Genomic DNA, 24,912 nt, shown 5'->3' with positions numbered 1-24,912 from the left:
ATTCAATCGATGGCTACCACTGTTCCGGTGAACTGGGCATAGGGCGTGTGGTAGTTGCGGGCGGAGTTGACACCAAGGTCGTACACCCGGTTGACTAGATAGCGGCCGTCGCTGATGATGCCCCTGCCCTCTACGGTAAGCAGCAGGTTGACGCCGTCCTCCACGGGAGTCATCTCCATGGTGCCGTCGTCATACTCGGCCAGCTTGGCCCCCTCCATCACCTGAATGTCAGTGATTTCTCCCAGGGCACCGCCGCTGCTGTTGTCCACGTCATACAGCATGTCCTTTTCCCGGATGGCGTCGGCCACATAGCCCCGGACCCCGCTGACCAGGATCTGGTAAGTAAAGGGGGTGTCCGAGGTGGTGGTGCTGGTGATCTCACGGTGATTCGTCTTTACATACAGGGCCACAGCCATCACGATAACGACGGCCAGGACCAGCACGTCGATAATACTGATCTTGCCGAACAGCCGGCCCTCCCGGTCAATGAGCTTCATTCCTGTCCCTCCCGTTCAATGGAGATAATGGGGCCGCTGGCCATATAGCCCTCGCCCCGGATATAGGCGGTGGACCCCACCAGCAGTTGGAAATTGCTGCCCAGGATGACCGCCTCCTCGCTGACTGTACAGGGGGCCTCTACCGTTACAAGGATATCCTCATAGCCTGGCACGTCGGCCAGTACATAGCTGTGGCTCTCCTGGTCCAGAAGCTGTGTCTGGGCGGGGACCGCCTGGGTGGACACCACCTGGCCCAGTTCGTTGTTCTTGATGTTGTCTACCAGCTTGTCCCCCGGCTGAATGATGGAGCCGGTCCCTTCGATCCATCGCTGAAAGCGGATAGTGTACCGGACCGTAGCGGCGGCAGTTGACGACTCGTTGGAAACGGCCTGGGGCTTTACGGCCATCCACAGCAGGACCGCGGCCACCGCCAGGGCCACCACCAAAATGACGCCATCAAACAGATTGAGCCGCAGACGGAATTTGTACTTATTTTCTTCCATGAGGATCTCCTTTCAGCACGCCTTGGTAGACGTTCTCAATATTTTTGGCAAACACCTGACCGGTAAAGCTGGTTTGGAACCGCTCTCTGGCCTGACGGCCCATCTCCCGGCGCTCCTCCGGCCTATCCATCAGATGGGCCATGGCCTTGGCCATGCTCTGGCTGTCTCGGCTTGGAAATAGCAGGCCGTTCTCCCCATCGGTCACCAGCCAGGGGTTTCCCCCGTAGTCGCTGGCGATGGTGGGCAGGCCCAGGCTCATCCCCTCCAGCAGGGCCAGGCTGGTGGCCTCGGTGCCGTAGGAGGCGTTGAGCTGCACGTCCAGGATATTCAGCAGGGCGGCCACGTCGGCGCGGAAGCCCAGCATCTGGACCACGTCTTCCACGCCCATCTCCACCACAGCCCGGGCCACATCTTCCTCAAAGGAGCCAGTACCGGCGATGAGGACCCGGAAGCCGCTGCGCCCTTGCTCCTTTAACAGCTTTGCGGCGTGAACCAAATACAGGTGGCCCTTATAGTCCTCGATCCGGGCCAGGATGCCGAATACCACCGTGTCCGGAGGGATGGAAAGCGCCTGCCGGAGCTTGGCGCGGTCCTCTGGCCCGGTCTCCTCCACCGGGGCCACGCCGTTCATCACCACGGTGATCTTTTTGGGGGAAATCCCCCCCTCGGTCAGGTTGTCCCGGGTAGCCGGGCTGACGGCGATGATATGGTCGGCAAAGTGCTCGTTGACCAGCTTGTTGACCCAGCGGCCGGGCGGATACTTTATCTTGGCCGGGACCGGGAAGGCAGAGTGCCGGCTGTACACCACAGGTACATGGAGGCCCTTGGCGGCGATGCGGCCCGACAGGGCCCCATGGGTGTGGACCAGATTGGGCTTGATCCGCCTGATCAGCTCTTTGAGCACCTTCACATCGTCCCTGTGGTAAGAGCGGTCCGCCATGCCGTCCACCTCGTAGACCTGGGCGCCCGCCTGCTCCAAGGGCTCCTTTAACATGCTTCCCCTGGGGATGGCCACCATCGTTTCATATTGGGAGCGGTCGGCATAGCTCAAATAGTTCAGGATGACCCGGCCCGCCCCGCCGATATTGGTATCACTGATGATGTTCAGCACCCGGATCATACCAGCAGCCTCCCCTCCGGGAGCTGCCCCCGCCGGGCAGCCAGGCCGCCCAGGGCCAGATAGGCCCAAAACAGGAACATGACTCGGTAATTATAGAAGGAGTAATCCGTCATGGCCTGGACCATAAAGCCGCATACTCCGGCCGTAATGCCGATTTGAAGAACCCGGCTGGTCCAGTTCTTTTCCTTGCCGATGGCAGAGCACATATCCCGGAAGAAGTTGAACAGCAGAAGAAGAAAGACCACCAGGGCACAGATACCCGCGTCGCACACCATCTGGAGGAATAGGTTATGGGAGTGGGGGGCCACAATAGTATTATAGCTGTAAGCGGGATAGACCATGTTGAAGGCCCCGTCCCCCGGCCCAATACCACACAGCCAGTAATCCTTCAGCATGGCCAGTACGCCTATCCAGATATACACCCGGTAGGAGGTGGAGTTATCAGTGAGGTTTCCGATACTGGTAAACCGGGAGATCACCGTATCCGGTAGGACGAAATAGAGGGCTACCATGACAAAGGGGGCCAGCAGGAGCAGTCTGGGATTGAGGAGCAGGACAAAGACCAGCCCCGCAAACAGGAGCCCCAGCCAGGCCCCTCTGGAGAAGGTGAGGATCATGCAAACGCACATGACAGAGCAGCAGGCGAGGTAAAAGACCCGGTTCAGCCAGTCCTTGGCCCCCAGCAGCTTGGCTCCCCCCAGTGGGATAAGCAGGATCAGATACTGCCCCAGCATATTGGGATTCTCCAAAGTGGAGGGCACCCGGAACTGGATGCTGGAGAACATATCGCTGTCCACCCAGGCGGCGGACTGGTAGCCCCAGCGGAAGATATACTGGAGGATGCCGTAAGCGGACACGATGGCCCCAGCCAGCACCATCAGGGCCACCAGCGTGTCCAACTGGTTTCGGTTGGTCACCCCGTTGTACAGCACGATAGAGAACAGAATGAAGGCCACCGACAGCAGGCCGGGCTGAAGGCTGCTCTCAAGGTCCACCGAGAAAAGAGTGCCCGCCAGATAAACGCCGGCGTAGAGGATGATATACTTGTTGACTGGGGACCAGGCCAACTGACGCTCCCTGTCCCGGACCAAATTGAGCAGCAGAGAGGCATAGCCGATGGCCGCCAGCCCCATGGTTATCAGAGAGGGGCGGGACACGGCCAGCATCGGGGCCAGCACCACCGGGATCGCGCACCACAGCCAGGTTCTGGTAAAGATGCTCCCGGCAAAGAGCTTTTCCAGCCTCAGCTTATCGTAGAGCCAGCACAGGCCCCTCCGCACCAGGGACCAGAGCTTAAAAAAGACGCTCCGCTCGGACGAGGCTCTATTCCACCCCGCCGGGTGGAGGAACCACTGGACCAGTCCGCTCCGCTCCCATTGGCGGCTAAACCACAGGCATACCGCCGTCAGCCACCGCCAGACCAGGCTGGCGGACAACACTTGCTTCATCTGTTCCATCCCTTATCCTCTCTTTAATAGACGTTTGATCAGGGCCGCCGTCATGGCGGCCTCCTCCATGCCCATGGACAGGGTAACGCCGAAATAGACGGCCACGCCGCCTCCGGCGCACAGGGCCAGGGAGAGCAGCTCCCCCATCTTTCCGGCAGGCAGGACCGATCCAAGCCATCCCAAAAGCAGCCAAGCGGTCAGCCCCGTAACCGCGGCGGCAGCCAGCATTTTGAAGAAGTCCAGGCACAGGGCCCGGTCCAGGAATCCCTGACCTTCCCGCTCCATGGGAACGATCAGCAGCAGTGCGTACACCGTGGAGGAGACCGCGGAGGCGATGGCCAGCCCCCGGACCTCCAGCGGGCCGACCAGGGCCATGCACAGCAGGAGATTCACCCCGATGGACAGGGCGCCCGCTACCAGGGGCCCTCTCCCCTGCTGCCGAGCGAAGTAGGCCCGGCTTAGAATATTCTGAAGCGCATAGCCCGCCATGCCCAGGGATATCCAGGACAGGGCGCTGGCGGTGACTTCCACTGCCCGCTGCCCAAACTCCCCCCCTCCGTAGAGGAAGGACACCAGGGGTCTGGCTACCGCCATCAGCCCCGCGGCCATGGGCAGTACGAAAAACAAACTGCTGTGGACGGTCTGGCGGAGGGTATCCCGGAAATCCCCCTGCTGTCCGCCGGCGGTGAGCCGGGACAGCTTAGGGAAGATCACATTGGTGATCGACAGGATAAAGGTACCGGCAATAACCAGATACAGGTTGGTGGAATACTCCATAGCGGACACACCCGCCCCCCCGTATAGCCGGGAACCGAATCGGGAATTGATGACCAGATTGATGGGCTGGACCCAGGTGGACACCATCACCGGCCCCATCAGCGCAAACACCTTTTTCATCCCCGGAGACCGGAAGTCCAATCCCGGCCGATACTGGTAGCCCAGCCGCCTAAGCGGCGGGACCTGGATCACCCCCTGGAGGAACCAGCCCAACAGATAGGCCAGCGCCAGACCATAGATGCCCATAGACTGGTCCAGAAACAGAAAGTAGGCGATAATAACCAGGTTGGATAGGGCGGACATGAGGGCGGGGGCGGTGAAGTGGTCCTGGGCCTGGAGCACTCCGACCAAGGAGAAGGCCACGCCGGAAAACAGAACCGTGGGAAACATGGTCCTAGTCAAAGAAATTGCCAGGGCCGTAGTCTGTGGGTCCTCATAGTCGGCAAAGAGGGCCACCAACGGCTGGGGAAAGGCCATCCCCGCCAAGGTAAGAACGCCGGTGAGCAGGGCGATGATGGTAATAAAGCAGCCCGCGAAGCGGTAGGCCTCCTTCTTTCCCTTCTGTTCCAGATACTCGCTGAACACCGGGATAAAGCAAGCGGCGATGGCCGAGGCGAATACCGCGTCAAAGAATACCCGTGGGATTCGGCTGGCGGTATAGAAGGCGTTGGCCTCCATACCCATACCGTAATGCACGGCCAGCAGGTGGTCCCGGTACAGTCCCATCACTTTTCCCAGCAGAGTGATGGCCATGACGGCGCTGATCGTCCTTGTGGCGCTGTGCCGATCCTCCAAGGCTTCTTCCTCCGTTCCCTGCGCAATATTAGTACAACTGATTTATTGTACACCAAGAATATCCCTTTTTCAACCATCTGATCCTGAACGATTTGTAAACATCTCCTTTCCCGCAACTTTCTTTCTTTTTCCATTGAATCCGATTTTTGTGTCTGCTATAATAGGCCATATTCAATCGGTTTACATATTACAAAGGAGTACCCATGAAAAAACATACCGTCAGATCCCTATCCCGCCGGGCGGCCGCCCTGGTCCTAGCCCTGGCGCTGGCCCTCCCCACCGTCTATGCCCACGCTGGGGAACAGAAGCTGCAGACCTCCATCGACCTGGTGGATGGTCTGACTTACCGCAACACCATCACCGACAACAGCGAGCGCCGGGTGGAGAGCTTTTCCCTGGAGCTGGAGAAGGACAGCGACGCCTACCCCATCCTGCTTCAGGCTGCCGGCACCGTTTACGGCGCCGCTACCATCAACCGAGCTGTCACCTATGCCCAGGAGCTGGGTTACCACGTACTAGGCGCGGTAAACACCGACTTCTTCTCCACTGCCTCCGGCGTGCCCATCGGCATCGTCATCGAGGACGGTGTCTACAAGTCCAGCCCGGAGCACGAGGACGCCATGATCATCACCGATGGTCAAGTCTCCCTGGTAGATGGGCCGTCGGTATCCCTCACTCTGGTCAACCAGCGGGACAACAGCACGGTGAAGCCCTCCCACCTGAACAAATGGCGCAGCGAGTCAGGGGGCATCTACCTGCTCAACCAGGACTTCTCCGCTGTGTCCACCCGTACCTCCACCCCTGGCTGGTATGTACGGATGGCTCTGATGGAGGAGGACGAGCCCCTCACGGTCAATAGCACCCTGGAGCTGGAGGTGACGGAGCTGCTCCAGTCTGACCAGCCCCTCGCCATTGGCGATGGGGAGTACATCCTTACCGCCGCCGATGCCTCCGGCTATCTGTCCGTCTTTCAGTCCTTCCAGGTGGGCGACCGGATCACCCTGACCACCTCCTGCGAGAACGAGGCCCTATCTCATGCCCAGTGGGCCGGAGGTGTGGGGGACATTATGGTGTGGGACGGCCAGCTTACCGACTCATCCCAGTGGACCTATGCCAAGGACGGCCGTCAGCCCAGGACCGCCCTGGGCATGAAGGAGGACGGCACTCTGCTGGTCTACGCCGTGGATGGCCGCCAGTCCGGCTACTCCTCCGGCCTGTCCCAGAAGGATCTGGCGGAGGAGATGATCCGGCGGGGCTGCGTCTGGGCCGTCAATCTGGATGGGGGCGGCTCCACCGCCATCTCCCTCTGGCTGCCGGGACAGACGGGGCCCGCTGTTCTCAACCTGCCCTCTGACGGCAAGCCCCGAAGCTGCGCCACCTATCTGCTGCTGGTCACAGACCAGGAGGGGGACGGCCGGCCGGACCAACTGGCCCTGACGCAAAACGGCCTCACCCTTCTGACGGGCACCTCCCTCACCCTGCCGGATGCCGCTGTGCTGGACGAAGGGCTGAACCTTCTGGACCGAGAGCTCCGTGACCTGACCATCACCTCCAGGGAGGACCTGGGCGAAGTGGAGGACGGGGTATACACCGCCGGCGACAGGGCCGGCACCGACACCCTCCGTCTGCGCTCCAGGGACCTGGATATAGAGGGAGAGGCCCAGATCCATGTGGTGGACCACCTGACTGAACTGGTCATTTCCAAGGAGGGCAGCGCCTCTCCCATCACTTCTCTGTCTGTTGAGCCTGGAGAACAGGTCCAACTGGCCGTCACCGGCAGTTACTGGGGCCGCACCGCCCTCCGGGACTGGACCGCCGTCACCTGGACCACAGAGGGGGACGTGGGGACCGTGGATGAGAACGGTCTGTTCACCGCCTCCAAGACTGGGGGCACCGGCTCCATTACCGCCTCTGCTGGCGGAAAGACCCAGACCATCGCAATTTCCATGACCAATGTCCATACCGATGTGACGGAGGACCACTGGGCCTATACCGCCGTGGATTACTGCTACACCCACGGCATCGTGGGCGGCATCTCCGCTACTGAGTTTGGCCGTGACCTCCAGATCCGCCGAGGCGATTTCATGCTGATGCTGTACAATGCCATGGGCAAGCCTGCCGTCACCCAGGACTGCACCTTCACCGATGTAGCTCCCACTGATTACTACTATACCGCCCTGTCCTGGGGCCAGAGCGTAGGCCTAGCCTCCGGCACCGGGGACGGCGCCTATTCTCCAGGCGCCCCCATTACCCGGGAGCAGGCTTTTACCATCTTGCGCCAGGTCCTTCCTCTGCTGGGCAAGGACTGCCCAGACGCCAGCTTGTCTGTTCTGGACCAGTTCGCCGACCGTGACCGGATCGCCGACTACGCCAAGGGACATACCGCCACTCTGGTCGCCCAAGGCGTGATCAGCGGCAAGGGCGACGGCATCGATCCCCAGGGCTATCTGACCCGTGCCGAGATGGCCGCCCTACTCTATAAGGCCCTCACCTATACCCCCATTCAGGATGTGCCCACCGGCCCGGAGGAGCCGGTAGATCCCGTGGAGCCTGAGGAGCCGGTGGACCCAGAGGGCCCCGTCGATCCTGAGGAGCCCATAGAGCCCCAGCTCCCCGACCCCAGCCAGTATACGCTGACCCTGGACCACAACGAGGTCACTCTAAAGTCCGGTGAGAGCGTCCCGCTCACTGCCTCCCTCGCCCCGGCCTGGGAGGGAGCGGAGATCTCCTGGACCAGCAGCGATCCCTCCGCCGCTCCTGTCTCCTCCAAAGGCGCGGTGACCAACCTTTACACTGGGACAGGCACCGCCTCTGTCACCATCACGGCCAGCTGGAACGGCCTGTCCGCCAGCTGTACCGTTCTCTGCCAACAGGCTGCCCAGACCGGCACGGTCACTGACGCGGAGCTGGGTCTTAACGTCCGCTCTGGCCCAGGCTCCGACCGGCCCGTCATCGGCGGGCTGGACAACGGGACCTGTGTGGTAATTCTGGGCCAGGAGGCCGGGTGGTATCAGGTCCTCTATCTCAACCGGGCCGGACAGGCCGCCATCGGCTATGTGTCCGCTGACTACTTGACTGTGAATTGACGGGCCCTCCAAACAGCAGAAAGCCAGCCATGGAGCAAACCTCCATGGCTGGCTTTTTCTTATCGTTTCGTCCTTAGACCATCAGAGAGCAGACCATCTGGGCATACTCCGCCGGGTCCTCCAGAGGCAGGCCCGCCATCAGCAGGGACTGGCCGTAGAGCAGCTTGGCATACTTGGCCACAGTATCCTTATCCCCAGCGTCCACCGCCTTCTTGATGGCGGCGAAGGGGGCGGCATCGGGGTTGAGCTCCAGCACCCGGTCGGCCTTGGGGTGGTCGCTCCCCTCCAGCTTGCTCATATACTTTTCCATCTCCAAAGAAACAGGGCCGTCGGCTGACAGACAGCAGGCGCCAGACTTCAAGATAGAGGAGACGCGGACGTTCTTCACCTGGTCGCCCAGGGCCTCCTTCACCGCCTCCAGCACATCCTTACCCGCTTCGGCCTTCTCTTCGGCCGCCTTCTTCTCCTCCTCCGTCTGGGGGAGGGCGTCCTCATCGCTGACAGATTTGAACTGCTTGCCGTTCACCTCACCCAGGGCCTTCATGACAAAGTCATCCACGTCCTCGGTGCAGTACAGGATCTCATAACCCTTGTCCAGGATGCGCTCCACCTGGGGCAGCTTGGCGATCTTGTCCACGCTCTCGCCGCAGGCGTAGTAGTAGTAAGGCTGGTCCTCAGGCATGCGGTCCTGATAGGCGGCCAGGGTGGTGTTCTTCCCCTCCTTGGAGGACCAGAACAGCAGCAGATCCTGAAGCATCTCCTTGTGAGCGCCGTATTCCGCCACCACTCCGTATTTTAGCTGGGCGCCGAAGGCGGCCCAGAACTTCTCATACTTCTCCCGGTCTTCCTTCTGCATCTTCAGCAGCTCGGACTTGATCTTTTTCTCCAGGGCGGTGGCGATAACCTTTAGCTGACGGGTGTGCTGCAGCACCTCCCGGCTGATGTTCAGGGAAAAATCGGCGGAGTCCACTACGCCCCGCACGAAGCGGAAGTGGTCGGGCAGCAGGTCGGCGCACTTGTCCATGATGAGCACGCCGGAGGAATAGAGCTGGAGCCCCTTCTGATACTCCCTTGTATAGAAGTCGTAGGGCGTCTGGGCGGGGATATAGAGCATGGCCTTATAGGTCACAGCCCCCTCAGCACTGGTGTGGATGACGGCCAGGGGGTCCTGCCAGTCGCCGAATTTCTCCTTATAGAAGGCGTTGTACTCCTCCGGCTTCACCTTGGACTTCTGCCGCTGCCACAGGGGGACCATGGAGTTGAGAGTTTTCCACTCCTTGACGGTCTCCCATTCCGGTTTGTAGTCCTCGGGGGCGTCAGCGGGCTTGTCCTTCCTCCTATAGTCCTCTACCTCCATGACAATGGGATAGCGGATATAGTCGGAGTATTTCTTGATAATCTCCTGTAATTTATAAGTTTCCAAATACTGATCGTAGTTCTCATCCTCGCCGCTGGCCTTGATATGCATGATGATATCTGTACCGGGGGCATCCTTCTCGCACTGGGTCACAGTATAGCCGTCGGCCCCGTCAGACTGCCACATCCAGGCCTCCTCGCTCCCCCAGGCACGGGAGATAACGGTGACCTGATCGGCCACCATGAAGGCGGAGTAAAAGCCCACGCCGAACTGGCCGATAACGTCGATCTTGTCCGCGGCCTTGTCGTCTTCGGCCAGTCCGGCCTTGAACTGGCCGGAGCCGCTGCGGGCGATGGTGCCCAGGTTGGATTCCAAATCCTCCTTGGACATCCCGATGCCGTTGTCCGAAATGGTCAGGGTGCGCATCTGCTTGTCCGGGACGATGGTAATCTTCAGGTCCTTCCGCTTTACTTCTACTGTGTCGTCAGTCAGCGATTTGTAAGCCAGCTTGTCCTCGGCGTCGCTGGCGTTGGAGATCAGCTCCCGGAGAAAGATCTCCTTATGGGTATAGATGGAGTTGACCATCAGGTCCAGCAGCCGCTTGGATTCGGCCTTAAACTGCTTCTTTGCCATGATTTTCTGCCTCCGTATATGAAAAATTTTTTGAAAACAAAATGGTTAGCACTCGTTATATCCGAGTGCTAACCATATGATAGCGCAGTCAGGCGGAAAATGCAATAGGGTTCAAAAATTATTTACAATTCTCAGCCGGCGGGCTCCTGGGCCTCTCCGCCCCGGTCCCCCAGGGAGAACCAGGTACGGAACACACAGGTACCGCTCTCCGGCTCATAATAGGCCGTATAGTTCCGGCAGCGCAGCTCCAGCAGGGGACCGGACAGGGAGAGCCAGCTGTCCTCCTCCCCCTCCAGGGTGCAGGACAGCTCTCCTTTCCAGTCGTAGATGTTCCACTGTCTGCCCTGGTCCTTCCGCACCGCCAGCCAGCTGGCCTCATCCCCCTGGAGGGCCTCTACCTGGCCGTCCTGGGCGGGCAGGACCTCCTGTCCGTTCAGCAGGGACACAGCGCACCGGTCCCCCTGGGTATCGTTGAAGATCACCCGGTCCCCGCCGGTCACATAGGGAAATTCCTCCTCCGGCAGGGGGGAGGGGAAGGTAAAGCTGTCCGTCCCATAGGTGAGAGTGACCTGGCCCTGGCCGTCTGTTTTGCTGTCCCACCAGAGAGTGTCCTGATATCGCTTCTGTATCCTATCATACCAATCCTGAGCAGCCAGAGCGGTCACTTCTCCCGTTTCCGGGTCCAAAAAAAGGGCTTTATCCCAGTTCTCTCCCCAGCAGCCCAGGAAAAATCCGCCATCGTACCACTGGGCGGTTTCATATGCATCGCCGGTAAACCAGGGGAAGCTCTCCGGGCGGGCGATGCCAAGCTGGTCCCATGACCAGGAGGCCTTCTCTGTTCCATCCTCCTGACGCAGCAGATAGAGCTTGTGCCCATCCCCCGCGAAAATACCCACCGGAGTTCCCTTAACACCCCAGTACCTAAATTCAGTGACCCAGCTCCCGTCCTGCGCTGCCAGGGCGATAAGGGCGCCGTTACCGGGGCTGCCCCGCTCCGGGTCCCCCTTCTCCAGCTCCCACACTGGAAGGGTCTGGCTGTCCCCGGCATCATCTGTATAATACAGCCGGCTGATCTCGCTACACACCGGGTCCATGACCACCTTGCCGCCAGTGGTCATCAGCCCTATCAGCGTTTCCGGCCAGTTGTCCGCCTGCCAGGAGAAGTAGCCCGCCGCCCCCTCGAAGGGGACGAGCTGACCATACTCCTGGCTGGGGCGAAGCTGCTCCACACGCTCCTGATACCAGCGGCCGCCAATATCAGGCAGAGGCTTTTCCTGCTCATCCAGCTTTGACCAGTCCACCTCTACCGGGATAAGGGGCTCCCCAGCGTCAGAGGCGGGGACATAGCCCAGCTCCTCCGCCAGCCGCCGGCCATCTGGCCCCAGCAGCCAGTCATACAGTATATGGGTGGGGTCGTCCTGGGGCCGGTCCTTGGCCATGGCCACATAGTAGGGGTTTAAAAATGGGTACTCCCCAGCCTGAATGGCCTCGGCCGAGGGGGACACCCCGTCGATGGTCAGCACCTTCAGCCCCTTGGCCATCTCCATATCATTGGCGTAGTAGTACACGGTGTAGCCGATGGCGGAGGGTGAGTTGTCATATTCCCGCACCGCCTCCAGAAGCCCCATCATGGAGTCGGGCACCCAGGCTTCCGGGGCGTCCATCATCTCCAGACCGCCCATAACCAGCTTCTCCATCAGAGTCTGGCTCCCAGCCTCGCTGTTGCGCTGGAAGGGGATAATGTCCAGGTCCTCTCCTCCCACCTCCTTCCAGTTGGTGATCTGGCCGGTGTATATCTTTCTCACTTGCTCGGTAGTCAGGCTGTCCACCGGATTGTCCTCGTTGACCACAAACACCAGCGCGTCCGTGGCAAAGGGAGTCAGCAGCCACTCCCCCTCCTGTTTCAACTCCTGGGCCACCTCTGGGGCCGGCTCGGCGGCCAACAGCAAATCAGCGGCGCCTGCCATCAAATTTCGGTACGACTGGGTGGTCCGGGAGAACTGGACCAGGTCGGCCACCTGCTCCCGCCCCTCCCCCAGCAGCACCGCGCACATGGCCTGGGCCATGGGCGCTGTGGAGGTGGAGCCATCCAGCCGGGGCAGGCTGTCTCTGGTGAATACAAAGGGGTCCGCCGTGCCAGGGGCGGACACATCCCCGACCGAGGTGTCGGTGCCCGGCCTTTTCGGTCCGCAGGAAACCAGCAGGGCCAGCGACAGCAGGGCGGGCAGCAGTTTTTTCCATTGTTTCATTGTAATCCTCCTTATCAAACAAGGCGTGTCCTGTTTGGACCCTCTTTTTCCAAGCCTTCGACTAAGGGAAAATGCAGGCATGATACACTATTATACCGCCTACTCCCAGAAAAACATCTCTATTTCCTTTCAAAGCGGCTACAAACCCGTTACATAGGTAACAAATCAGAACAGACACAAATTTTTTATTTTGGGCTTGACAAATCCCTCAGAATGTATTATTGTACTAATCACTTAATACAATAGTACAAGGAGGGAGCCTCTATGGAATGGAAACTCAACGACGACCGGCCCATCTGGCTCCAGCTGGCCGAGCAAATGACCCGGCGCATCATCACCGGGGTCTATCCCCCTGGGAGCAAGCTGCCCCCAGTGCGGGAGCTGGCGGCGGAGGCGGGGGTCAACCCCAACACTATGCAGCGGGCCCTGGCCCAGCTGGAGCAGGACGGTCTGGCCAAGGCGGACCGGACGGCGGGGCGGCTGGTCACCCAAGACACCGCTATACTGGATGCGGTACGGAGGGCGGAGGCCCATGTGGTCGTCAACCAATACTATCACGCCATGGCAGAGCTGGGCTACTCCCAGCAAGAGGCCACGGCGATGCTGAAGGAGGAGGCACAATGAACGAAAAACTGATCGTCTGTCACGGCCTGTCGAAGGCCTATGGACATAAGGCCGCCCTGTCCGGCGTGGACCTAGAGGTAGGCCAGGGGAGGATCGTGGGCCTGCTTGGCCCCAACGGCAGTGGCAAAACTACTCTAATCAAGCTGCTGTGCGGCTTGATCCAGCCCACCACCGGTGGGCTGACCATCGACGGTCAGGCCCCTGGGCCAGAAACCAAGGCCATGGTTAGCTATCTACCCGACCGGATGTATTTTGCCAATTGGATGCGTGCGGTGGATCTTTTCGACCTGTTCCGAGATTTCTACCAAAACTTCGACTATGACAAGGCTCTCGCCATGTGCCGCAGTCTAGGCGTGGAGCCGAAGGATAAGCTGAAGTCCATGTCTAAGGGCACCAAGGAAAAGGTCCAGTTGGTGCTGGTCATGGCCCGGAAAGCCCGACTCTATCTGCTGGATGAGCCCATCGCCGGGGTAGACCCGGCTGCCCGTGACTTTATCCTGCACACCATTTTGACCAACTACAACGAGGATGGCACTGTCCTGATTTCCACCCACCTGATCGCCGATATTGAGAAGGTGCTGGATGAGGTGATCTTTCTGAAAAGTGGCAGGATTATGCTCCACAGCACAGTGGACGACATCCGGGAGCGGCAGGGCAAGAGCGTGGACGCCCTGTTCCGCGAAATCTTTCGGACCCAACCCATGGAAGGAGGCCTGTACTGATGCTGTTCAAACTTTTGAAATATGACTTTCGCTCCATGTGGAAACAGTTTTCCATCATCTGGCCAGCGGCTCTCATCATTGGCCTGATCAACCGCTTCACTCTACCCTTCTCAAGCGATAGCGGAGCCAACTGGGTGGTGTCTCAGGAGTGGATGTCCATCATCTCCATCACCCTATTTTTTGGTGTAATGTTCTCCATGTTTGTTGCTTCCGTCGTGTTCGTACTCACCCGGTTTTACCGTGGTCTGCTGGGGGACGAGGGATATCTGATGCACACCCTACCAGTCCACCCATGGCAGCTTGTACTGTCTAAGTTGTTGTGTGCTTTAGTGGTCACCGTAGTCAATACCGTCGTGGCAGTGCTAGCCCTGTTCTTGATGATGCCCTTAAAGTGGAGCGATCTCTTTGATCTCGATTTTTGGAAGATGATCGTCCAGGGGCTGATGGAACAGCCTGACTCCATTCTCTACCTAGTGGAATTTCTAGTCATGATCTTGGTATTTTTCGCCATGGTATTCACCTCGGTCTATCTATCCATGGCGATTGGCCACCTGTTTCATCGCCACCGGGTACTGATGAGCGTGGTTGCTTATATGGGACTGGACATCGTGGGCAGCCTTATTCTGAACGTGCTGGACCGCCTATCCCTGTATCCGATGAACTGGGCTCTAAATCTGGACGGCCACCTATCCCTATGGGCCGGCATCGCTCTGCTGCTAATCCCCACCGTCCTCATGTTTCTGGGCACCAGCTATATCTTGAAAAACAAGCTGAATCTGGAGTAACTTTTCACCGCTGAAAGGAGCGTTTTGTCGTGAATTCCTGGGCCATTTTTACCCTCGCCTTTGCCGCCGTAGTCATCCAGGCCTGGGTAAGGGGCAGAGGCTCTTCCAACTGGTATCTAGGCTGCATTGTCCCCCTGGTCTACGGCGGAGCCGTCGCCTGGATGTTTGTGGGCAAGGACTTCACTCGCTCCCTTCAGATTATCCTCTTCGGCGCCGCCATCCCCATCACCCTGCTGGTATCCGCCTGGTTGCGAAAGCGGGACGAGGAGGGACAAGAAAACGAAGGGGAGCCCAAAGAACAGGAAAACTGACATAAAAACTTCCCGCTGCTTGGCAGCGGGAAGTTTTATTATAGTTACTGATTATAGTCATCGAAGGCGTCCAGCACCGCTTTCTCTGGGGCGGGCGTCAACAGGGATACCACCACGATGGCAATGGTAGCACAGATAAAGGCGGGTAGCAGCTCATAAATATTGAAGATGCCACCGATGGGGGCGATGAGGAATTTCCATACAAAGATCATCACAGCGCCCACCACCAGGCCGGCCATGATGCCCTGCCGGTTGCTCCGCCTCCAGAACAGGGCGCACAGCATAGCGGGGCCGAAGGTAGCGCCGAAGCCGGCCCAGGCAAAGGATACGATCTTAAACACGTTGCTGTCCGGGTCAGCGGCCAGGAAGATGGCGATGACGGCGATGACCACCACAGTGAGCCGGGCAATCAGCATGTTCTGCTTATTTGTCAGCTTGACGCCAAAGACATTCTGGACGATGTTCTCCGAAAAGGCGGAGGAGGCGGCCAGAAGCTGGCTGTCGGCTGTGGACATGGTGGCCGCCAGGATGCCGGCCAGGATACACCCGGCCACGACAGCGGGGAAGATGCCATACTTGGACAGCAGGTTAGACAGCTGGACGATGACGGTCTCCGTGGCGCTGCCCTCCAGGAAGGGGATACGCCCGGCGGAGGAGACGGCGTGGCCCACAATACCAATGAACACAGCCACAGCCATGGAGATGACCACCCAGGTGGAGGCGATTCGGCGGGACAGCTTCAGCTCGTTTTCATCCCGGATCGCCATAAAACGCACCAGAATATGGGGCATCCCGAAATAGCCCAGGCCCCAGGCCATCATGGATACGATACGGAGCAGGCCGTAAGGCTCGGCCTGACCGGTGGCCTCGTTATAGGTCTGGCCAAAGCTCAGGAAGCCGGGCAGTGTCTTGGCATGGTCTATAACGGCGTCAAAACCGCCCGCCTGGACCACGCCAAAGATGACGATAATGCACAGGGCTATGGTCATGATGATGGACTGAATCAAGTCCATGGTGGCCACGGCGCTGAAGCCACCTACAGAGGTATAGCTGATAATGACGATGGCACCGATGACCACGGCCACCATATAGTCCCAGCCAAACAAGCTGTTAAACAGCTTTCCGATGGCCGCCAGGCCGGAGGCCACATAGGGGACAAAGAAAATGAGGATAACAAGAGCAGAGATGCACATGATGACGGGCTTCTTCTCCCCATACCGCTTGGAGATGAAGCTGGGAATGGTGATGGCATCCAAGCGAACGCTGTACCGGCGCAGCCGCTTCGCCACCAGAAGGAAGTTCAAATAAGTACCGAAAGCCAATCCAATCGCGGTCCAGCTGGCATCGGCTACACCAGACAAGTAGGCCAGGCCTGGGATGCCCATCAGCAGATAGCTGCTCATGTCGCTGGCCTCGGCGCTCATTGCGGTGACCAGAGGGCCAATGCCCCGGCCTCCTAAGTAGAAGCCCTCGGCACTCTTTTTGGAACGTCGGCCGATCATCACCCCGGTAAAGATGACAAAACACAGGTACGCGATGATGGTGGCCATAATACAGATCTGTTCAGTGGTCATACGCTCTCTCCTTTTGGCAGTTACGCCCTTACTACACACAGCCGCCCTTCCGGCTCCCCCCGGAAAGGCGATGTCCCCCATGGGGCAGTATGGGTATTCTACCACAAGTCAGAACAGAATAAAATACAGAACAGAGTATAGAATAAACTCCGGAATATGCTTCCATAGAATTTCATAAAAGCTCTGGTATTGCTTTATTTATCTACTATACATTTTATGAATTAAAATTTTATACAATTCTACAAATTTTCTTCCTCCGCACGAAAGTCCCGGAAAAAACGGGGCATCATGGTCTTTCCATACTGAAGCAGGGAGTAGTCCCCACCTGACAGGCACCAGTCATAAATCAGGGCCCGCTCGCACAGGGCGTACACCCGTACCATCTCGTTCACTGTCACATCTCCCCGCAGCTCCCCGCGTTCCTGGCCCTGGAGGACGATCTGCCGCAGCAGCCTGTAATATGTACGGTTGTGGTCCAGCAGATGCTTATCCCCCCGGGTGATCAGCTGGGAGGAGTATAACCGTGCCAGCAGGTCTAGGGAGACAGAATTTTCAATCATGGCAAACAGCTCCCGGTTCAGGTACATAAGCTGGTCAAAGCGGTTTCCATCCGGGTCCAGGGTAGCCATCAGTTCCTCATACTTCTGGTCAAAGAGGTAGGACACCGTGGACAGTAAGGCGTCCTTCCCTTCAAAATAATGGTAGAAGGACCCCCGGGAGGTGCCTGATTCGGCAATGATCTCCTCTACGGTGGTGTCGTCATAGCCCTGGCGGTAAAACAGACGCCAGGCCGCTTCGATGATGCGTCCCTTGGTATTTCGGGTGTTTTTCTTGGCCATAATGGGGCTCCTTTCGAAAAAATCCAGTCGCGCAACCGCCGGTTGCGCGAATTTCCAAGGGAGATTGGTTGCCGTTTGTCCCTCGTTCCTCTATAATCATACCATAAAACAGGCCTGTATCAAACCTAAAATCAGAAGGAGCAAACCAGGATGGAGCTATCTCAAAAGATTTATGAGCTGCGCACAGGCAGTGGGCTGTCCCAGCTGGACCTGGCGGAGAAGTTGGGCGTATCCCGGCAGAGCGTCAGCAAGTGGGAAACGGGACAGGCGGTACCTGATCTGGACAAGCTGATCCGGCTGGCCGATCTGTTCGGGATCAGCGTGGACGAGCTGGTACGGGAGGGGGAACGCCCCGCTCCCCCGGAGCCACAGGTGGTTTATGCGGCGGAACAGAGAGGGTTCTCCCCTGTCCAGAAGGCGGGAGCTGCCCTGGAGGTCGTGGGCCTGCTGGGCCTGGTGCTGGGCGGTATGGGGCTCGTATCCCTGATTGGGGCGGGGCTCATGCTGCTGGGCCTGCCTCTGCTGCTTTGTAAAAAGCATCCCTGGCTGTGGATGGGGTGGACCGCGGTGGCCATCAGTCTGCTGGTATTCAACCCTCACACCTCTGTATCCCCCTGGGGGCTGTTTGGAGGAATGCGCTATCTGTATTGGATCCTCACAAATCCGGAGCTTCGTTACTACGCCAGTTATTTTGCCGCCGCTATCGGGATGCTCCGGGGCTCGCTGATCCTTCTCCTGATTTTCCTGGGGATCCGTGCCCGGCGAAGGGGCTCGGGCGCAAAACCATAAATCTCTAAGCAGAGGCGGCGGCAGCCGCCTCTTTTTTCCTTTCTCCCTCAAAGAGCAGTTTACATCTCCAGGCGCCTATGTTACAATCAATTTTGTTTCAAATCGCTGATTAAGGAGGCCCAGATGTGTCCCATCACTTCTTTCCCATGATCTCCCGGATGCGGTACATTAACCGCTGGGGGCTCATGCGCAATACCCGGCTGGAAAACATCCAGGAGCACTCCCACCAGGTAGCCGTCCTGGCACATGCCCTGGCGGTGATCCAAAACCGCTACTTTGGGGGCCAGATCGATCCGGGGCAGGTGGCGGTGGCCGCTCTGTACCACGACGCCAGTGAGATCCTCACCGGCGATATGCCCACCCCCATCAAGTACGACAACCCCGACATCCAGTCCGCCTATAAGCAGGTGGAGGCGGTGGCGGAGCAGAAGCTGCTGAACATGCTTCCGGAGGACCTGCGCCCCGCCTATGACGAGGCCCTCACCATCCCCGATCCCCAGGTTCGTGCCCTGGTCAAGGCGGCGGACAAGCTGTCCGCCTACCTCAAATGTGTGGAGGAGGTCAAGGCGGGCAACAACGAGTTCAAAAAGGCCAAGGAACAGACCTACGCCGCCCTGTGCCAAAACCAGATCCCCGCTCTCCGGTACTTCATGGATCGCTTTTTAGATGGGTTTGAGTTGACCCTCGATGAACTGAGTGAAGAGTAAGGCGTTGTACATGAAGATCAAACATCTCCACTCTAATCGCTCCTCTCTCCGCGTACATAGTATCTATGAAAGGAAGTATTCGTCATGAAGGCTATCGTCACTGTCATCGGCAAGGACCGGGTGGGCATCACCGCCTCCGTCTGCTCCCTGCTGGCCCAACACAGCATCAACATTCTGGACATCTCCCAGACCGTACTCCAGGAATATTTCACCATGGTCATGCTGGTGGACACCTCCGCCTGTAGCGCCTCTATCGGTGAGATGTCCGACCTTCTGGACCAGGCCGGCCAGGGGCAGGGCCTGTCCATCCGCATCCAGCGAGAGGATATTTTTAACGCGATGCATCGGATCTAATGGCCTGCGCTGTCCTTTCCGCGCCGAACAGAGTTCGGCGGCGCGGCGCGGACGGACCGGAACGAATGTAGGACCCCTTTTCGCTCCAGGTCTGCCCTAGAGGAAATCCGCGCGAAGGCGGGGCGTGATTTTATTGAAAGGTCCAAGCTGGACCATAAAAGGAGTTCAACTATGCTCAATCAACATGAAATTATGCAGACCATCCAGATGATCGACCAGCAGCATCTGGATGTGCGTACCATTACCATGGGCATCTCCCTGCTCTCCTGCGCCCACAGCGAGGTGAAGGCGGCCTGTGACAACATCTATGACAAGATCACCCGTTATGCCGAAAAGCTGGTAGCCACAGGGGAGGCCATCGAAAAGGAGTTCGGTATCCCCATCGTCAACAAGCGCATCTCCGTCACTCCCATTGCCCTGGTAGCTGCCGCCGCCCGGACAGACAATTACGCCCCCTTCGCCGCTGCTCTGGACCGGGCCGCTAAGGCTACGGGAGTCAACTTTATCGGCGGTTTTTCCGCCCTGGTCCAAAAGGGGATGACAGAAGCGGACCGCATCCTAATCCGCTCCATCCCAGAGGCCCTGTCTACCACCGACATTGTCTGCTCCTCTGTCAATGTGGGCTCCACCAAGGCTGGCATCGACATGGACGCAGTGGCCATGATGGGCCGGACCATCAAGGAGCTGGCCGAGCGCACCGCTGACCGGGGCGGCTTTGGCTGCGCCAAGCTGGTGGTGTTCTGCAACGCAGTAGAGGACAATCCCTTCATGGCCGGCGCCTTCCATGGGGTGGGCGAGCCGGAAAGGGTCATCAATGTGGGCGTTTCCGGCCCAGGCGTGGTCCATCACGCCCTTCAGTCGGTCAGGGGTCAGCCCTTCGACGTGGTGGCGGAAACCATCAAAAAGACCGCCTTCCGCATCACCCGCATGGGTCAGTTGGTGGCCCAGGAGGCCAGCCGCCGGCTGGACACTCCCTTCGGCATTGTGGACCTGTCTCTGGCCCCCACACCGGCAGTGGGCGACTCTGTGGCCCGTATCCTGGAGGAGATGGGCCTGGAGGTATGTGGAACCCACGGCACTACCGCCGCCCTGGCCCTGCTCAACGACGCAGTCAAAAAGGGGGGCGTCATGGCCTCCTCCTCTGTGGGCGGTCTGTCCGGCGCTTTCATCCCGGTCAGCGAGGATGAGGGGATGATTGCCGCCGCCCGGTCCGGCGCCCTGACACTGGACAAGCTGGAAGCCATGACCTGTGTGTGCTCCGTGGGGCTGGACATGATCGCCGTCCCTGGGGATACCCCGGCCCAGACCATCTCCGCCATTATCGCTGACGAAGCGGCCATCGGTATGGTCAACTCCAAGACTACCGCCGTCCGCATCATCCCCGCTCCTGGCTGCGGGGTTGGGGATACTGTGGAGTTTGGCGGGCTGCTGGGGTCCGCCCCAGTGCAGCCCGTCCACCCCTTCTCCGCTGACGCCTTCGTGGCCCGTGGCGGCCGTATCCCCGCTCCCATGCAGAGCTTGAAAAACTGATTATTTTACGGGAGAAACCGCCTCTTGGCGGTTTCTCTTTTTTCTTTTTTAATTAAGTATTGACTTATTTAAAAAACGTGCTATGATAGGGGCATCACAGAACAGAGAGGAGGGCGGGATGTGGAACTGACCACCGCGCTGAAGGCTCTGGCCGACGACAACCGGCTGCTGATCCTTCGGCTGCTTGGCCGCCGGGACTACTGCGTCCGCGCCCTGGCCCGTCAGCTGGGCATCTCACAGGCCGCGGTTTCTCAGCACCTAAAGGTATTGAGGCAGGCCGGTCTGGTCTCCAGTGAGAAGCGAGGCTATTTTACCCACTATCGGACAGCAGGAACGGACCTGATGGCCGTCTCCTCTGCCCTGGCAGCTCTGGCCCAGGCATCGCCGCTCCTTTGCGGGGACTGCGGTCCGGACGGCCGCCCCGGCTGCCGAGAGGCCAACGCCTTTCCCACTCCCCTCTCCGCGAAATCTTGGGAGGTCAATAAGATGAAACTCGCAGTCACTTACGAAAACGGCCAAGTATTCCAGCACTTCGGCCACTGTGAACAGTTCAAGGTGTACTCTGTGGAGGAGGGATCCGTCCGCTCATCCCAGGTGGTCAGCGCCGCTGGCAGCGGCCACGGAGCCCTGGCTGGATTCCTTCAAAATCTTGGGGTGGACACCCTGATCTGTGGAGGCATTGGTGGTGGGGCCAGGACCGCTCTGGCCCAGGCTGGCATTCAGCTCTATCCCGGCGTCACCGGTGACTCTGACCAAGCGGCGGCCGACCTGCTGGCCGGCCGGTTGGAGTATGATCCGGACACCATGTGCAGCCACCATCATGATGGGGAGCATAACTGCCATAGCCATTCCTGCGGGGAGGACAAGCACGGCTGCGCCGGAAACGGATAAAACGCCTTGTTCCCTCTTTCCCTGTATCTAGACAGCGGTAATGTAAAAAGGGTGCCGATACCAGAGGTATCGGCACCCTTTTTGCTCATTCTTCCCCGGAGTCAATCATCCGGACCTGGATCTCCAGCACCCGCCGGTGCTCAACCCGGGTGACGGTTACATCCAGGCCCTCAGCCTCAAAGTGGTCTCCCTCCTCGGGAACCCGGCCCACCTGCTCCATGACCCAGCCGGACACGGTAGCCGCTTCACAGGCTCCTTTGACCTGGAACAAATCGTACATATCATCCAGATCGGCGGAGCAGGCGATAAGATAGCTGCCGTCCGGCTGCTTCTGGAATATCTCAATAACCTCGTCATGCTCATCCCAGATCTCACCCACTAGTTCCTCCAGGATGTCCTCCAATGTGGCGATACCCTCTGTCCCGCCGTACTCGTCCACCACTATGGCCATATGGGCTTTGTTCTTCTGCAGGATACGGAGCAGCTCTGATATTTTGGTGTTTCCAGTGGTATAAAACACAGGGGATTTGAGGTGAGACAGCATAGTTTCTCCCCGGTATCGGGCCGCGTAAAAGTCCTTCTCATGGACGACGCCCACGATGTTGTCGATAGTCTCATGATAGATAGGGATGCGGGAGTAGCCGCTCTCCACGAAGAGGGAGGCCACCTCCTCCATGGTGCTTCCCTCCTCAGCAGCCACTAAATCTACCCGAGGGGTAAGGATCTCGGACACCTCCAGGTCATTGAACTCGATGGCGTTACGAATTAGGTCTCCCTCATGCTCGTCCAGGCCGCCCTCGGTCCTGGCCTGCTCTACCATGCCCACCAGTTCCTCCTCTGTGATGCCGTCGTCCCGTCTGCTGCGAAAGATCTTGGACATCAGGCGTTTCCATTGGGTAAACAGGAAATTCAAAGGAGTCAGGACTACCACGAAGATTTGGAGCAGGGAGACGGAAAACATGGCAAAGCCCTCCGGATTTTCCTTTGCCAGGCTCTTGGGGGTGACCTCGCCAAAGATGAGGATCACGATGGTCAGTACCGCAGCGGATACCGCGGGGCCGCTCTCTTCATTAAGCAGCTTGATAAACAATACCGCGCCGATGGTGGTCGCTACGTTGTTGACAATATTGTTGCCGATGAGGATAGTAGACAACAGCTTGTCGTACTCCTCTGACAGCTCAAGGGCCTTGACGGCCCGGCGGCTGCCGTTGTCCGCCTTATTTTTTAGGCGGATGCGGTTCAGTGAGGTAAATGCGGTCTCCGTCGCGGAGAAATAGGCTGACATGGCGATCAGAATGATTAGCGCAATAATCATCCCGATACTGGCACTGTCTAACATTGGAAATGTATCAACTCTGCTTTCCTGATAAAATTATGGGCCACGGGTCCCATATTAGTTTGTTAGTATACCATGATTTCCCTTACAATGCAAATACATCTTCTCGTTGTTTGTCAATATCATCCCCAATTTTTACGGTTTCTTCACAAAAAAATGATGAATTATCCCACAGAGGTTACCCCTATCCCGCTTCATTTTCTCCCGGCTTGCCGTACATCTTCAGCTCCATTTTCCGCCCCTTGTGTGTGTCCCTATTTTTACCATCCGAATCTCTTAGTCTCTCCTGGCGCTCCCACAAAACTTTTCCTGTCTAGTTGTCCCAAAACGTCCTCCAACGGACCTGTGCCCTGTTAGATTGGAGGTGATCTCTATCAAACATATTGACAACAGGCCCGGCTGGTCAGAGGCCAGGGAAGGCAGGGCAGCGGAAAAATCGCCCCGCTGGCAGCACATCCGGCATCCCACCCTCTTTTTACCTACGGACCCAAAGCTGTCCCAGGAGGTGGCGCCATGATAGACTATACAGCCCTAGCTGCCGCGTCCATGTCCCTGATTGGCACTCTGGTGGGTACCTTTGGCGGCATCCTGGTGGCCAACAAGCTGACCAACTACCGCATCGAACAGCTGGAACTCAAGGTAGCCGAGCACAACAAGCTTGTCGAGCGCACCTACCAGTTGGAGGGTCGGATGACCGAGGCGGAACACGATATCCGGGATTTGAAGGGAGGACGGCCATGAGAGGACTATTTCAGTGGCTCCGGGATGTACCGCATCTGTTTGCCAAGGTCACTGTGGTATACTGCGTCGCCTTCGGCAGTCTGAGCAGCCTGTGGGCCCTTCGCATCCTGTCTAGGACCGGCAGTGATCCCGCGGCGCTCCTAGGCGTCATCCTCGGTTTTTTCGGCGGCGAGCTGCTGCTCCTGTCCCTTAAAACGATATTGACAAACAGGAAGGAAGATAACCTTGAACAACATTTATAAACGTCTGTCCGTGCTCTTTTCCGTCAAAAGTATCGTCACCCTGGTTCTAACTGGCGTATTTGCCTATCTGGCGATTTCCTCCCGTATCGACCAGGATTTCATGACCATCTATGCAGTTATCATTGCCTTTTACTTCGGCACCCAGAGTCAGAAGCTCCAGGACGCGGTGGATGGAGGTACAGAAGAATGACTGTGGAACGGCTCCTATCCACTGCCCGGAAAGAGCTGGGCACCAAGGAGCAGCCAGCCGACAGCAACCGGGTCAAATACAACACAGCCTACTACGGCCGAGAGGTGTCCGGCGGCAGCTACGCCTGGTGCGCCGTCTTTCTGTGGTGGTGCTTCCGGGAAGCCGGGGCGTCCGAACTATACTACGGCGGGGGAAAAACGGCCTACTGTCCCACTCTCCTGTCCTACCACAGGGCGCAGGCCGTGTCCGACTATCGCCCTGGCGACGTCATTTTCTTCAACTTTGATGGGAAGAAAAATGCCCAGCACGTAGGCCTCTGCGAGGACTGGGACGGACAGTATATCACCACCATCGACGGCAACACTGGCTCCGGCAGCGAGGCCAACGGCGGCTCCGTCATGCGGCGGAAGCGGGACAAAACATACATCGTGGGCGCTTACCGCCCCAACTATCAGGAGGGGGAGCAGATGTCTTACGAGGACTGGAAAAAATATATGGACCGCTATCTGGACGACCTGTCCCAGCAGAAGGCAGAGCCAGGGTATGCTGGTCAAATCCGTCGGATCGTCGCGGCGGGCGTCATGAGCGAGGTGGACGGCTCTATTGCCCGCCCCAAGTCCTTCCTGACGCGGGAAGAGGCCGCTGTGAGCTATGCCAATCTTCTAGGGAAGATCAGCGGCCAGTAAATCTATCTTGATACAATAAAAATGAGGAGGATAAAAAGAACGTGACGCAGCATTCGGTATACTTTTCCTATATCAGCTAAACAGACCGTTCTCTTTCACTCTCCTTAAAATCATTCGTCTCTGCTC

The 24,912-nt window shown here is 58.4% G+C and carries 24 protein-coding genes and 1 pseudogene; 15 read left to right on the top strand and 10 right to left on the bottom strand.

Annotated features, from left to right (window positions below; all coding sequences use genetic code 11):
* Positions 1 to 2: 2 nt before the first annotated feature.
* From H8S11_RS00340 to murJ, 5 genes are read right to left on the bottom strand one after another with little or no spacing between them, the layout of a single operon-like run.
* On the bottom strand, positions 3 to 497 hold the full coding sequence (locus tag H8S11_RS00340) for a DUF4330 domain-containing protein (protein ID WP_147573139.1): 495 nt from the start codon (positions 495 to 497) through the stop codon (positions 3 to 5).
* Positions 494 to 1,000: a DUF4330 domain-containing protein gene (locus H8S11_RS00335; protein ID WP_186851808.1), complete on the bottom strand. Its 507-nt coding sequence runs from the start codon at positions 998 to 1,000 to the stop codon at positions 494 to 496. The genes H8S11_RS00340 and H8S11_RS00335 overlap by 4 nt, the downstream gene beginning before the upstream one ends.
* Positions 987 to 2,120 (bottom strand): glycosyltransferase, encoded by a 1,134-nt coding sequence (locus H8S11_RS00330; protein ID WP_186851807.1) that lies wholly within the window; start codon positions 2,118 to 2,120, stop codon positions 987 to 989. Before H8S11_RS00330 ends, H8S11_RS00335 begins: the two co-directional genes overlap by 14 nt.
* Complete coding sequence (locus tag H8S11_RS00325) at positions 2,117 to 3,577, bottom strand: O-antigen ligase family protein (RefSeq protein ID WP_147573133.1); 1,461 nt, start codon at positions 3,575 to 3,577, stop codon at positions 2,117 to 2,119. Before H8S11_RS00325 ends, H8S11_RS00330 begins: the two co-directional genes overlap by 4 nt.
* Before the next feature lie 3 nt (positions 3,578 to 3,580).
* On the bottom strand, positions 3,581 to 5,140 hold the full coding sequence (murJ, locus tag H8S11_RS00320) for a murein biosynthesis integral membrane protein MurJ (RefSeq protein WP_186851806.1): 1,560 nt from the start codon (positions 5,138 to 5,140) through the stop codon (positions 3,581 to 3,583).
* 203 nt (positions 5,141 to 5,343) lie between these two features.
* Here murJ and H8S11_RS00315 point away from each other — a divergent pair, with 203 nt between their 5' ends.
* Positions 5,344 to 8,226 (top strand): phosphodiester glycosidase family protein, encoded by a 2,883-nt coding sequence (locus H8S11_RS00315; RefSeq protein ID WP_186851805.1) that lies wholly within the window; start codon positions 5,344 to 5,346, stop codon positions 8,224 to 8,226.
* Positions 8,227 to 8,299: 73 nt separating this feature from the next.
* On the opposite strand, the gene htpG is transcribed toward H8S11_RS00315, so the two are convergent.
* Together htpG and H8S11_RS00305 are read right to left on the bottom strand one after the other, a co-directional pair.
* On the bottom strand, positions 8,300 to 10,216 hold the full coding sequence (gene htpG, locus H8S11_RS00310) for a molecular chaperone HtpG (RefSeq protein ID WP_186851804.1): 1,917 nt from the start codon (positions 10,214 to 10,216) through the stop codon (positions 8,300 to 8,302).
* A 131-nt stretch (positions 10,217 to 10,347) separates the two neighbouring features.
* A complete protein-coding gene (locus H8S11_RS00305) occupies positions 10,348 to 12,465 on the bottom strand; it encodes a PstS family phosphate ABC transporter substrate-binding protein (protein WP_186851803.1) in 2,118 nt (705 codons plus the stop codon).
* Between the two features lie 264 nt (positions 12,466 to 12,729).
* Here H8S11_RS00305 and H8S11_RS00300 point away from each other — a divergent pair, with 264 nt between their 5' ends.
* The 4 genes from H8S11_RS00300 to H8S11_RS00285 are packed head-to-tail and all read left to right on the top strand — an operon-like array spanning position 12,730 to position 14,907.
* Positions 12,730 to 13,089: a GntR family transcriptional regulator gene (locus H8S11_RS00300; RefSeq protein WP_186851802.1), complete on the top strand. Its 360-nt coding sequence runs from the start codon at positions 12,730 to 12,732 to the stop codon at positions 13,087 to 13,089.
* Entirely contained in the window at positions 13,086 to 13,811 is a 726-nt protein-coding gene (locus H8S11_RS00295; protein WP_186851801.1) for an ABC transporter ATP-binding protein, read from the top strand. Before H8S11_RS00300 ends, H8S11_RS00295 begins: the two co-directional genes overlap by 4 nt.
* Entirely contained in the window at positions 13,811 to 14,596 is a 786-nt protein-coding gene (locus tag H8S11_RS00290) for a hypothetical protein (protein ID WP_147573119.1), read from the top strand. Before H8S11_RS00295 ends, H8S11_RS00290 begins: the two co-directional genes overlap by 1 nt.
* 29 nt (positions 14,597 to 14,625) lie before the next feature.
* Positions 14,626 to 14,907, top strand: a complete 282-nt coding sequence (locus H8S11_RS00285; RefSeq protein ID WP_186851800.1) for a hypothetical protein — start codon at positions 14,626 to 14,628, stop codon at positions 14,905 to 14,907.
* 44 nt (positions 14,908 to 14,951) lie between these two features.
* Here the strand turns inward: H8S11_RS00285 and H8S11_RS00280 are convergent, their stop codons facing one another.
* Positions 14,952 to 16,481 carry a sodium/proline symporter gene (locus H8S11_RS00280; protein WP_186851799.1) on the bottom strand — a complete coding sequence of 510 codons (1,530 nt, stop codon included), beginning with the start codon at positions 16,479 to 16,481 and terminating at the stop codon, positions 14,952 to 14,954.
* A 239-nt stretch (positions 16,482 to 16,720) separates the two neighbouring features.
* Positions 16,721 to 17,320: a TetR/AcrR family transcriptional regulator gene (locus H8S11_RS00275; protein WP_147573113.1), complete on the bottom strand. Its 600-nt coding sequence runs from the start codon at positions 17,318 to 17,320 to the stop codon at positions 16,721 to 16,723.
* A 150-nt stretch (positions 17,321 to 17,470) separates the two neighbouring features.
* Between H8S11_RS00275 and H8S11_RS00270 the strand changes: the two genes are divergently transcribed.
* The 6 genes and pseudogenes from H8S11_RS00270 to H8S11_RS13805 all read left to right on the top strand — a co-directional run bounded on the left by H8S11_RS00270 (position 17,471) and on the right by H8S11_RS13805 (position 21,591).
* Positions 17,471 to 18,109, top strand: coding sequence for a helix-turn-helix domain-containing protein (locus H8S11_RS00270; protein WP_186851798.1), 639 nt, complete (start codon positions 17,471 to 17,473; stop codon positions 18,107 to 18,109).
* A gap of 125 nt (positions 18,110 to 18,234) precedes the next feature.
* Positions 18,235 to 18,816: a 5'-deoxynucleotidase gene (yfbR, locus tag H8S11_RS00265; RefSeq protein ID WP_186851797.1), complete on the top strand. Its 582-nt coding sequence runs from the start codon at positions 18,235 to 18,237 to the stop codon at positions 18,814 to 18,816.
* Positions 18,817 to 18,900: 84 nt separating this feature from the next.
* Positions 18,901 to 19,170, top strand: coding sequence for an ACT domain-containing protein (locus H8S11_RS00260; RefSeq protein ID WP_147573110.1), 270 nt, complete (start codon positions 18,901 to 18,903; stop codon positions 19,168 to 19,170).
* 171 nt (positions 19,171 to 19,341) lie between these two features.
* Positions 19,342 to 20,700, top strand: coding sequence for a PFL family protein (locus tag H8S11_RS00255; protein ID WP_186851796.1), 1,359 nt, complete (start codon positions 19,342 to 19,344; stop codon positions 20,698 to 20,700).
* A gap of 120 nt (positions 20,701 to 20,820) precedes the next feature.
* A pseudogene (locus H8S11_RS14025) lies at positions 20,821 to 21,033 on the top strand (ArsR/SmtB family transcription factor); the annotation flags it as partial.
* A gap of 153 nt (positions 21,034 to 21,186) precedes the next feature.
* Positions 21,187 to 21,591 carry a NifB/NifX family molybdenum-iron cluster-binding protein gene (locus tag H8S11_RS13805; RefSeq protein WP_243200898.1) on the top strand — a complete coding sequence of 135 codons (405 nt, stop codon included), beginning with the start codon at positions 21,187 to 21,189 and terminating at the stop codon, positions 21,589 to 21,591.
* An 85-nt stretch (positions 21,592 to 21,676) separates the two neighbouring features.
* On the opposite strand, the gene H8S11_RS00245 is transcribed toward H8S11_RS13805, so the two are convergent.
* Positions 21,677 to 22,906 carry an HlyC/CorC family transporter gene (locus H8S11_RS00245; protein WP_243200880.1) on the bottom strand — a complete coding sequence of 410 codons (1,230 nt, stop codon included), beginning with the start codon at positions 22,904 to 22,906 and terminating at the stop codon, positions 21,677 to 21,679.
* A 534-nt stretch (positions 22,907 to 23,440) separates the two neighbouring features.
* Here H8S11_RS00245 and H8S11_RS00240 point away from each other — a divergent pair.
* Genes H8S11_RS00240 through H8S11_RS00225 form a run of 4 tightly spaced genes read left to right on the top strand, consistent with a single transcriptional unit; the run spans position 23,441 to position 24,786 of the window.
* Entirely contained in the window at positions 23,441 to 23,668 is a 228-nt protein-coding gene (locus tag H8S11_RS00240) for a hypothetical protein (protein WP_186851795.1), read from the top strand.
* Positions 23,665 to 23,910, top strand: coding sequence for a hypothetical protein (locus H8S11_RS00235; protein WP_147573102.1), 246 nt, complete (start codon positions 23,665 to 23,667; stop codon positions 23,908 to 23,910). Before H8S11_RS00240 ends, H8S11_RS00235 begins: the two co-directional genes overlap by 4 nt.
* Positions 23,894 to 24,100, top strand: coding sequence for a hypothetical protein (locus tag H8S11_RS00230; protein WP_147573100.1), 207 nt, complete (start codon positions 23,894 to 23,896; stop codon positions 24,098 to 24,100). Before H8S11_RS00235 ends, H8S11_RS00230 begins: the two co-directional genes overlap by 17 nt.
* A complete protein-coding gene (locus H8S11_RS00225) occupies positions 24,097 to 24,786 on the top strand; it encodes a CHAP domain-containing protein (RefSeq protein WP_186851794.1) in 690 nt (229 codons plus the stop codon). Before H8S11_RS00230 ends, H8S11_RS00225 begins: the two co-directional genes overlap by 4 nt.
* Positions 24,787 to 24,912 lie beyond the last annotated feature (126 nt).

The organism is Flintibacter hominis (assembly GCF_014287965.1).
GTDB lineage: Bacteria > Bacillota > Clostridia > Oscillospirales > Oscillospiraceae > Lawsonibacter > Lawsonibacter aceti.
Note: the sequence above shows the minus strand (reverse complement) of the source record. Positions and strands in the feature narration are given on the sequence as shown.